The organism is Microbacterium sp. AR7-10 (assembly GCF_001878835.1).
Lineage (GTDB): Bacteria > Actinomycetota > Actinomycetes > Actinomycetales > Microbacteriaceae > Microbacterium > Microbacterium commune.
Window position 1 is genome coordinate 23,830 of record NZ_MJIR01000091.1, and the last position, 8,966, is coordinate 32,795.

The 8,966-nt window shown below is 66.7% G+C and carries 15 protein-coding genes; 8 read left to right on the forward strand and 7 right to left on the reverse strand.

Annotated elements, in window-relative coordinates:
- Positions 1-213 precede the first annotated feature (213 nt).
- From BFN01_RS12535 to BFN01_RS12565, 7 genes are all read left to right on the forward strand, one after another.
- Positions 214-1,869 (forward strand): ABC-F family ATP-binding cassette domain-containing protein, encoded by a 1,656-nt coding sequence (locus BFN01_RS12535; RefSeq protein ID WP_071644687.1) that lies wholly within the window; start codon positions 214-216, stop codon positions 1,867-1,869.
- Complete coding sequence (locus tag BFN01_RS12540) at positions 1,866-3,131, forward strand: MFS transporter (protein ID WP_071644688.1); 1,266 nt, start codon at positions 1,866-1,868, stop codon at positions 3,129-3,131. Before BFN01_RS12535 ends, BFN01_RS12540 begins: the two co-directional genes overlap by 4 nt.
- Positions 3,132-3,340: 209 nt before the next feature.
- Complete coding sequence (locus BFN01_RS12545) at positions 3,341-3,817, forward strand: dihydrofolate reductase (protein ID WP_071644689.1); 477 nt, start codon at positions 3,341-3,343, stop codon at positions 3,815-3,817.
- A 205-nt stretch (positions 3,818-4,022) separates the two neighbouring features.
- Positions 4,023-4,553, forward strand: coding sequence for a TetR/AcrR family transcriptional regulator (locus BFN01_RS12550; protein ID WP_071644690.1), 531 nt, complete (start codon positions 4,023-4,025; stop codon positions 4,551-4,553).
- Between the two features lie 2 nt (positions 4,554-4,555).
- On the forward strand, positions 4,556-4,903 hold the full coding sequence (locus BFN01_RS12555; RefSeq protein ID WP_005053852.1) for a multidrug efflux SMR transporter: 348 nt from the start codon (positions 4,556-4,558) through the stop codon (positions 4,901-4,903).
- Positions 4,903-5,223 carry a multidrug efflux SMR transporter gene (locus tag BFN01_RS12560; protein WP_019160223.1) on the forward strand — a complete coding sequence of 107 codons (321 nt, stop codon included), beginning with the start codon at positions 4,903-4,905 and terminating at the stop codon, positions 5,221-5,223. The genes BFN01_RS12555 and BFN01_RS12560 overlap by 1 nt, the downstream gene beginning before the upstream one ends.
- 15 nt (positions 5,224-5,238) lie before the next feature.
- Complete coding sequence (locus BFN01_RS12565; RefSeq protein WP_071644691.1) at positions 5,239-5,436, forward strand: hypothetical protein; 198 nt, start codon at positions 5,239-5,241, stop codon at positions 5,434-5,436.
- On the opposite strand, the gene BFN01_RS12570 is transcribed toward BFN01_RS12565, so the two are convergent.
- Positions 5,433-5,636: a hypothetical protein gene (locus tag BFN01_RS12570; RefSeq protein WP_005053843.1), complete on the reverse strand. Its 204-nt coding sequence runs from the start codon at positions 5,634-5,636 to the stop codon at positions 5,433-5,435. The genes BFN01_RS12565 and BFN01_RS12570 overlap by 4 nt on opposite strands.
- A 64-nt stretch (positions 5,637-5,700) precedes the next feature.
- Positions 5,701-5,982, reverse strand: a complete 282-nt coding sequence (locus BFN01_RS12575) for a hypothetical protein (protein WP_256221151.1) — start codon at positions 5,980-5,982, stop codon at positions 5,701-5,703.
- 163 nt (positions 5,983-6,145) lie between these two features.
- Between BFN01_RS12575 and BFN01_RS12580 the strand changes: the two genes are divergently transcribed.
- Positions 6,146-6,424 carry a hypothetical protein gene (locus tag BFN01_RS12580; protein WP_005053838.1) on the forward strand — a complete coding sequence of 93 codons (279 nt, stop codon included), beginning with the start codon at positions 6,146-6,148 and terminating at the stop codon, positions 6,422-6,424.
- A gap of 2 nt (positions 6,425-6,426) precedes the next feature.
- Here the strand turns inward: BFN01_RS12580 and BFN01_RS12585 are convergent, their stop codons facing one another.
- From BFN01_RS12585 to BFN01_RS15530, 5 genes are all read right to left on the reverse strand, one after another.
- Positions 6,427-6,891, reverse strand: a complete 465-nt coding sequence (locus BFN01_RS12585; protein WP_143187242.1) for a hypothetical protein — start codon at positions 6,889-6,891, stop codon at positions 6,427-6,429.
- 4 nt (positions 6,892-6,895) lie between these two features.
- Positions 6,896-7,300 (reverse strand): hypothetical protein, encoded by a 405-nt coding sequence (locus tag BFN01_RS12590; RefSeq protein ID WP_005053832.1) that lies wholly within the window; start codon positions 7,298-7,300, stop codon positions 6,896-6,898.
- Positions 7,297-8,094 carry a ParA family protein gene (locus tag BFN01_RS12595; RefSeq protein ID WP_071644694.1) on the reverse strand — a complete coding sequence of 266 codons (798 nt, stop codon included), beginning with the start codon at positions 8,092-8,094 and terminating at the stop codon, positions 7,297-7,299. The genes BFN01_RS12590 and BFN01_RS12595 overlap by 4 nt, the downstream gene beginning before the upstream one ends.
- 248 nt (positions 8,095-8,342) lie before the next feature.
- Positions 8,343-8,726 carry a single-stranded DNA-binding protein gene (locus BFN01_RS12600; RefSeq protein ID WP_071644695.1) on the reverse strand — a complete coding sequence of 128 codons (384 nt, stop codon included), beginning with the start codon at positions 8,724-8,726 and terminating at the stop codon, positions 8,343-8,345.
- Positions 8,727-8,773: 47 nt separating this feature from the next.
- Positions 8,774-8,966, reverse strand: a 193-nt coding sequence (locus BFN01_RS15530; RefSeq protein ID WP_177243869.1) for a hypothetical protein, incomplete at its 5' end; no start/stop codon positions are given.

Sequence of the window (8,966 nt, forward strand, 5' to 3'; positions counted from 1 at the left end):
AAGGTCGCGCGCTGTTGCAGAGCGGCGCGGATCGCGCCTACCCTTGAAACGTGCATTTGTACTTCCTGTGACGGCTGAGTAAAGGCCTACCGCGCTCGTTGAGTCATCCGAGCCTGCGGCGGCCGCTCGTTCTCGACCCTGCACGGGTCGCCGTCACCTTATGCACCCTCGCACGCCTCTCAGCCGTGCGGTGCGTCGTTCCGAAGGATACGAATGCTCTCCCTCAACACCCCTCTACCCGCGCGCCATCGCGCGCAGCTCATCGCGTCCGACGTCTCTGTGATGCGCGGAGCCACCCCCGTCCTCAACCACGTTGACCTCACGATCACGGCCACCTCGCGTGTAGCGATCGTCGGCGAGAACGGCCGCGGTAAATCGACGCTCCTGCACGTCCTCAGCGGCGCTCTCACCCCGGACAGCGGAGTAGTGCAGCGACTCGGGACGCTCGGCATAGCCGAACAGGAAATGCCGACCGGCGACGATAGAACCGTGGGCCAGGCGGTCGCGGAAGCGATCGCGCAGCCCCTGGCCGCCCTCGCATCCCTCGATGCAGCCGCGGCGTCACTCTCGGCGGGCGTCACCGGAGCGGAGGAGCGATATGCCGCCGCTCTGGAGCACGCCGAAGTCCTCGATGCGTGGGACGCCGAACGGCGGGTGCAGATCGCGCTGGAAGCGCTCGACGCCGAAACCGATCCCGCCCGCCGACTGCACGACCTCTCCGTCGGGCAGCGGTACCGGGTGCGCTTGGCGTGTCTGCTCGGCGCCGACGACGATTTCCTGTTGCTCGACGAGCCGACGAACCATCTCGATAGGAGCGGCCTCGAGTTCCTGACCACACAACTGCGGTCGCGAAACGGCGGCGTGGTCGTCGTCACCCACGATCGCGCGCTGCTATCCGACGTCGCGGAGACGATCGTCGACCTCGACCCAACCCCCGACGATCAGGCGCGCGTATACGGCAACGGCTACGCCGGCTACCGGGAAGGCCGGCGCGCGGAGCGCGAACGGTGGGAGCACGAATACGAGCGACAGCAGACCGAGCTCGGGCGACTGCAGGACAGTCTCAGCTCAGCGCAGAACCGTCTCGTCTCGGGCTGGCGGCCAGAGAAGGGAACCAATAAGCACGGACGGGCGACGCGCGCGGGCGGGCTCGTGCAAAGCGTGCACCGCCGGCAGGAACAACTCGAAGCGCACGCGGTGACCGTCCCCGAGCCGCCGCAAGTGTTCCGCTTCCCCGACCTCGCGACCCGAACCGGCGCGGTGCTGCTGAGTGTGGATGAGGTGACCGTGGCCGGCAGGCTCACGCGCCCGGTGACGCTCTCGCTGACGCACCGGGGGCGCCTGGTCGTGACCGGACCCAACGGGGCCGGGAAGTCCACTCTGTTGAGCGTTGCAGCGGGGGATTTGCACGCGGACACCGGCAGCGTTCGTCGTCCATCGAATGTCCGGCTTGCGTTCCTCCGTCAGGAGACCGCGCTGCCGCTGGATCGCCGCGCAAGCGAGGTCTACGCGGCCCACGTCGACACACTCGTGGCGGCCGGCACCGTCCACCCAAGCCAGGCCGTCGGGCTCTCGCAGCTCGGGCTCCTTCGCGCCCGCGAATCGAGCAAGCGGATAGGTGAGCTGTCGATGGGCCAGCAACGTCGTCTCGACCTGGCCTTGGTGCTCGCCACCAAGCCTCACGTTCTCCTGCTCGACGAACCGACCAACCACCTCTCAATCGCGCTCGTCGACGAACTGACCGACGCGCTCAACGCCACCTCAGCGGCTGTGATCGTATCGACCCACGACCGGCAGCTTCTCCGCGACGTCGACGGTTGGCCCTCGTTGCGACTGGCAGCACCGACCGAAAGTGAGGCGCTGGTATGACCCGCGAGACTCCCGACCGGCTGCGGGCGCTGCGCCCTCTCGCCACCCGCGACTATCGGCTGCTGTTCGCGGCGGTCGGTATCGAGGTCTTTGGCACCGGCATGTGGACCATCGTCATGGTGTTCCAGGTGCTCGCGCTCGACGACAGTCCCCTTGCTCTGTCGGCCGTGGCTACCGGGCTCAGCCTCGGCCTCTTCGCCTTCTCGGTCCTCGGCGGGGTGGTAGCCGATCGCTTCTCGAAGCGGCGGATCATCATCACCGTGCAGGGACTCACCGCAGCGGTCATGACCGCCGTCGCGGTGCTGTCTCTCACGGGCGCGATCGAGCTGTGGCATGTCGGGCTCGCCTCATTCGCGATGGGCGCGGGTAGCGCGTTCTTCTACCCCGCCTACAGCGCCTACCTCCCCCGAGTACTCCCACCCGAACAACTCCTCGCCGCGAACGGGCTGGAAGGGGCTCTACGCCCATCGATGGGCCAGGGCCTCGGCCCCGCCATCGGAGGGATCATCGTCGGGGCGTTCTTCCCCGCCGCTGGTGCGGTCATCGTCGCCGCGTCCTACGCTGTCGCGTTCGTCATCACCCTGTTCCTCAGTCGCCAGGAAGAAGCCGCCGAACCGGAACCATCGGAGCAACGCACGAGCGTGTGGGGCGACCTCAAAGCCGGCGTCCGCTACGTCGCTCGCACCCGATGGCTGCTGTGGACGCTGATCTTCGGATCATCGCTCGCGCTCATCATCCAGGGACCAATCGAGGTGCTGCTGCCGTTCCTCACCCGCGACCGATTCGACGACGCCGAAGCGACGTTCGGGCTCTTGCTCGCCGCCTACGGAATAGGCGGCGCAATCGGCTCGCTCATCGTGTCGTCTCTAAGACTGCCCCGGCGCTATCTCACGCTCATGATCGGGCTCTGGGGCGGCGGAACCCTCCCGCTCGTGCTCATCGGCCTCGCCAACAACCTGGCGGTGATGCTCGCCACACTGTTCGCCGTTGGCGCGGCCACGGGAGCTGGCGTGGTCATCTGGGGCACACTGCTTCAACGCCTCGTGCCACCGGAGATGATCGGGCGCGTCGCGAGTCTCGACTTCTTCGTCTCGATCGCCTTTATGCCCGTCTCGATCGCGATCGCCGGGCCGCTGTCGCTCGTCGTACCGATACCAGCGATCTTCATCGTGGCGGGCGTCGCGCCGACGCTGCTCGCTGTCGTCGCGCTTGTCGCAGGACGCATGCGGCACGTCGAAACGAGACAACCACTGGATACGTGAGCACGTGCCGAAACTCCGTTCCGAAACGGCGGTGTGCCGAAAGAGGTTTTGATTCGGGGCGGAGTTTCGGGGTGCGTCTCCGCGAACCCGCTGGACCGTGCCGCAAACGATCGTTTCCGGATGACAGACACACGGGGGCCACGTGGACGCCCGCATTGCATTGGCAGTCGCATCGCGGATCTGCGCCGGGAGCCCGCCAGAATAGGGGTATGGCACGAATGATTTTGGTGGCTGCGTTTGGTCGAAATCGGGTGATCGGCAACGGGCAGGACATTCCATGGCGACTGCGAGGTGAGCAGCAGCGCTTCAAACAACTCACGATGGGTCAGACGTTGGTCATGGGCCGCAAAACCTATGAATCGATTGGCCTGACTCTTCCCGGCCGAACCACTGTGGTGATAACCCGACAACGGGACTGGACTGCCGATGGTGTCGTGGTGGCGCATTCCTTCGAGGAAGCGTTGGCCGCATGCCGGACCGATGACGTATTCATCGCCGGAGGGGAGCAGGTTTACCGTCAAGCTCTCGGGATTGCTGACCAGCTTGAGTTGACCGAAGTCGATCAGGAACCCGCCGGCGATGTCTTCTTTCCTGAGGTTGACCCGACGGTGTGGCGTGAGACGGCAAGGATCCCACAGGAGGGCTATACCTTCGTCTCCTACGTCCGGAAGCACCCCTTCCCTTGACGGATTGACCAACTCATTCCGGCCGAAACCTCTGCCGGAATCACGTAATGGCGCACGTTAATGGCACCCGGTCAGCTGAAGGTGAGAGCGCAGAGCCAGAAACGATCGTTTTCGGCCTACTCGGCTCGCGGTGATGAACATATGCGTGCAACTCCACTGTAGGAGACTCCTGGCCTAGTTACCTTCCGGATGGTAACCTACACTCATGCGCACCGATCCTCGCCCCGCGATCCTGGCGGCCGCCTTCTCTCAGCTCGACGAGGGGCGGGCGGTGTCCCTGGATTCCGTGGCCCGAAGTGTGGGGCTGACCAAGCCGGGAGTGATGTATCACTTCCCCACGAAGGAAGCCCTCATGCTCGCCCTGGTGGACTCCGTTTTGGACCGCTGGGAAGAGGGACTGGTCGCACGCCTCGGGTCGTCACCGGAGGGCGCGGACCCGGCCGCGCGCATCGGCGCGTACGTCGACTGGTCACTGTCCGGGGGGTTCGATGAAACCGACCTGGTGGCGATGAGTGATCCGAAGCTGCGCCGCTCGCTCACGCAGCGCTGGGCCGAACGTCTCGCGCCCTGGCTCGTCGTGCCGGATGACGTCGCCCCGGACGAACGCACCCGGTTGCTCGCCGCCCGCCTCCTGGCCGACGGCGGGTGGCTGGCCGAAGCCTCCAACGTCTCCCCTCCTACCCCCGGCGACCTGGCGCAGCTCCGCGCCTTCGCCCACAACCTCATGAAGGACTGACTATGAAGAAATGGCTCCTGCTTGCCGGCGCGATCATCAGTGAAGTCGCCGGCTCCCTCGCCCTCCAAGCCGGCCAGGACCACCCGGCCTGGTACATCCTCGTGGCGATCGGCTACGTCGGCGCGTTCACGCTTCTCGCGCTCGTTCTACGCGAGGGGATGGCCCTCGGGGTTGCGTACGGGATCTGGGGCGCGATGGGCGTCGCCCTAACGGCGGTGCTGGCGGCACTTCTGTTCGGACAGCCCTTGACCGGCGTGATGATCCTCGGCCTGGCGTTGATCATCGGCGGTGTTCTCACCGTCGAACTTGGATCGCAAGCGGCGCAGCGCAAGAGGGAGGCGAGCATCTGATGGTCTGGCTCTTCCTCATCCTCGCGATCGTCCTCGAAGTCGGCGCGGCACTCTCCCTGCGCCTCGCAACCGGCGGACGGAAACTGTTCTACATCGCCGTCGTCGTGGGCTACCTCGGCGCGTTCTTCTTCCTCACCCAAGTCCTCGCCCTCGGGCTCGGCATCGGTGTCGCATACGGCATCTGGGCCGCCTCCGGCGTCGCCCTCACCGCCGTGGCCAGCAAGTTCCTGTTCAAAGAACCCTTCACCTGGGTCATGGCGCTCGGCATCGCCCTCATCATCGGCGGCGTCCTCCTCGTCGAACTCGGCGCGGCCCACTAGCCTGCCGACGCGGCCATGACCGTTGCTCGCACCCTCGCGGCAATTCGCCGCGCCCTCCTCGAAGACCCCGACGTCGACATCCGATTCGTGGACGCGATCACCGTCGACAGTCATCTTCTGAGCACGCACGGCCAGGCCCTCATCCTGTTCGTACACCCACAGCATCGAGAACTCGTCGACGAGCTGCGCAGCGCATCCCGCCCATTGGACTAGTGCGGTCTGCCGGGGTCATCACCGCGGCCGCGCAGCTCGTCAACGAGCTGGCGGTGCGCCGTATGCAGGAACAGCACGGGGCGGCCACTGCGCCCACTGTGGAGGTAACTGTCGGCGGTGAGCGCATCGGTGAACACGACTTCAAGCTCCGGCTGCTCGTGCAGCAGTCGCCGCACTTGTTCGGCCACCCGCTCAGTCATCGAAACTCCCCCCAGAGCTTCCGGGAGCGTATCGGACTGCCCGCACCGCGGCGCGGGCGGATCGCTATCGCGCGATCAGGTGGCGACGCCGCCGGCCCCTCGCGACGAGCTGCACGACGATCAGCCCGGCAATCATCGGGACGGCGAACAGGCCGGCCCCGATCAAGATGTTCTCGACCGTCAGCAGCTCGAACAGGGACGGGAACCGTCCCTCCTGGTGGGCGACCTCGAAAAAGCGAGCGAGGAACCAGCCGAGCACTACTAGCCCGCCGATCACCACTCCCGCGTAGGCAGCAATCCAGGCGGGGTGCCCCTGGGGCAGCTCGTTGATCGCTTTGTCCTTCATGTGATCCATCCTCTCTCGATCCTCTGACATTCGGTCAGGCCCGACTAGGTGCGCGCCTGCGGTTTCATCGAACACATGTTCGAATAGCGGTAGTCTCATCCTGGCCGGGGAGGAGACGGCCATCGGGAGCAATAAGCGATACGCGGACCACTACGACCGTCTGATGAATGAGCGCATCTTGGAACAGACGGTGGTGAGTGCTGGCCCGTTGCAGTCGCTCACGCCGGAGGAGCTGCGCCTGGACTCCGAACCGTTGACGATCGACCCTCGACCTAAGCCGGTGCGAGCTTGGGTGCGGTTCGGGCCGAAACCTGTACTCGTCGACGCGGTAGCGGTGCGGTGGACGGCGGATGCCGTCGGCGTGGTGTTCTCAATCCGCGAGACGGAGTATCGCGCCTGGGTCTGGGCGTCTGCGGTGACTCCGGTGCAGCGGACGCCGTAGCCCTACCTGGTGACTTCGGCCGTCTCGATCGAGTCGCGATCGGCGTCGTAGAGGAGCCAGGTCGAGTCGTTCCACTGGTTGCGGTAGACGATGCCGCGGGGCGAGTCGCTGAGCGCGTGCCAGGTCGTGCCCGCTGCGTACTCCTCGACCCACGCGGCTACGAGCGTTTCGGCTGCTGCGCGGTCCTCGGGGGTTCCGCTCTCGGTGGCGCGCACGTGCGCGGCCCACACCGGGCGCGCGTCGGCCAGCTTGCGCTCATCGCGGCGCAGCTCGTCGATGAGGGCCGGGAGGCATCCGCACTCTTCCTCGGCGTCGTGGTGGTAGCCGATGCATCGGTCATCCGGGCATCCGCACTCGTCGCCGCGCCACTCGGCCGCGGACGCATAGCCGTGGCGCTGCGCCCACTGGCGCGACGTCAGCCCTGCGAGCTGCAACGTTTCTCGAGCGGCATGGTTCAGCGTCGGCATGTCATCACTCCCCCATCGGTCGACCGACGGTCAGCACGCCCGGGCCGACGGGCTCGAACGGCTCCCCGCCGTTGTACTGGGCTTCGAGGCGCTCGACCTTCTCCATGATCGCCTCGTTGGCGAACTTTGACAGGTTGGTCATGCCGACGTTGCGCATGTAGGCGACGATCGCGCCGCGCATGCGGGCGGAGTCGTCGGGGTGCTGGTAGATCGTGATCTTCGGGGGCTTGCCGGGCTTCTCCCCCTTCTCAGCGGCGCTCAGCGGCTCTGTGGCGCTCTTGGCCGCCGGGGCGGGCGTAGTGGAGGCGGGAGCCGCTGCGGGAGCCTCCTGGGGTGCCTCCGGGGCCGTGGGGTGATCGAACGGGCTCGCGCTCGACAGGCTCGACTTGCGGGGGGCGGGACGGTTCATGACGGATCTCCTTCGATAGCTGCCAGGTGCTCGGCGTAGATCGCTCCGAGTGCGGTTGCCTCGGCACTCCCCCACTCGTCGAGGCCGCGCGCGGCCTCGGTGGCGTCTGCGATCACGACGCGCTTGGGGATGGGTCGACCGATCAGGCGCAGCCCGCGGCCCTCGGCGGCCGCGCGGAGCTCGTCGAGCCAGGCGGCCCCGCCGACGGTGCGTTCTTCGTGCTGGTTGACGATGATTCCGGCGACGCTCAGTCCGGGGTTGTAGTACCGCTGGACGTTGCCGATCGTGTCGAGGAGCTGCCCGAGTCCGTCAAGGCTCCACTTCTTCGTGTGGGTGACGATCACGGCCGCGTCGGCGGCCGTGAGGGCGTTGATCGTGAGCTGGTCGAGGGATGGCGCGGAGTCGATCAGGATCAGGTCGTAGTCCTCGATCACCTGGGCCAGCGCTTCGCGCAGCCGAACCTCTCGGCCGGCGCCGGCTATGACGAGTTCATCCCGGACGTTCCCGAGCGTGGCCCCGGACGTCGGCACAACGTCGAGGCCGGGCCACAGTCCCGGCACGATGACGTCGCGCATGGTGTCGTCGGCGCGGGTACTCAGGACGTCGGCCAGGCCCGCCTGCTCGGCGTCGACCTCCTCGGCCGTGATGTTGCTCGTGAGGTTGCCCTGCGGGTCGTTGTCGACGGCCAGCACGCGGCGACCGGCGAGCACCGCGGCGCGCGCGAGCTGGAATAACGTCGTGCTCTTGCCGACGCCGCCCTTCTGGTTGCAGAGGGCGAGGATTCGAGCGGTCATAAGAAAATACCTCCGTTGACGGGAACAACTCTAATACAGCTATTGACGGTGATGCGGGATGCTCAGTGACGCAGCCAGAAGTCGTCGGGGATCGTGGTCGGCTGCACGAGCCACAGGATCGCGGCGCACACGCCCAGAATCGCGGCGATGCCCCACAGGCAGAATTCGGTCTTGGTCATGCTCGCGTGCCTCTCTCTCGACGTCACGACGGGGAGGGGCAGCCCTGCGGCCGCCCCTCCCCCAGTCGGTCAGAACGGGGTGTCGTCGCCCTGGTCGGCGACGGGCTTGCCGACGACGCGGACGCTCTGCCCGCGCAGACTGACCGCGACCTCATCGGCTCGGACCTCGTGCTGCAAGCGGGTGCCCTGCTCGCCCTTGTACTCGGTGACGCGGTAGCGGCCCGAGAACGTCACGCGGACGTTGCCCGACTGCTCCGCCACCTCGACGAGGTTCACGGCCTGGTTGCCGCTCACGGCGACGTCGTAGGCGACGGTGGGACCGTCGGTGTAGCTGTTGTCCTCCTGGCGGATGCGGTCGCTGACGAGGACGCGGGCGTAGGTGTACGGGCCGTTATCCCCCTCGCGGAGGGTGGGCGTCGCGGCCAGGTTGCCGGTGCGGGTGATGTAGCTCATGGGTTCTTCTCCTTCGGTCGGTATTACAGGTGTTGCCGCTAATAGTGTTATTCTGCCGGGTCGAATGCTTCGCGCTCAACCTCCAATCTGCGGCCGTCCATCTGCGACGGGTACAGCACCAGCTCGATCGGGCTCGTGGGGTCGGGGTTCTGCAAGCGGACGCCCTGCACGGGCGAACCGGCGGTGATCGTCCCCAGCTCGGAGACGACGCGGCGGGGCGGGTTGTAGGGGCGGCCGTCC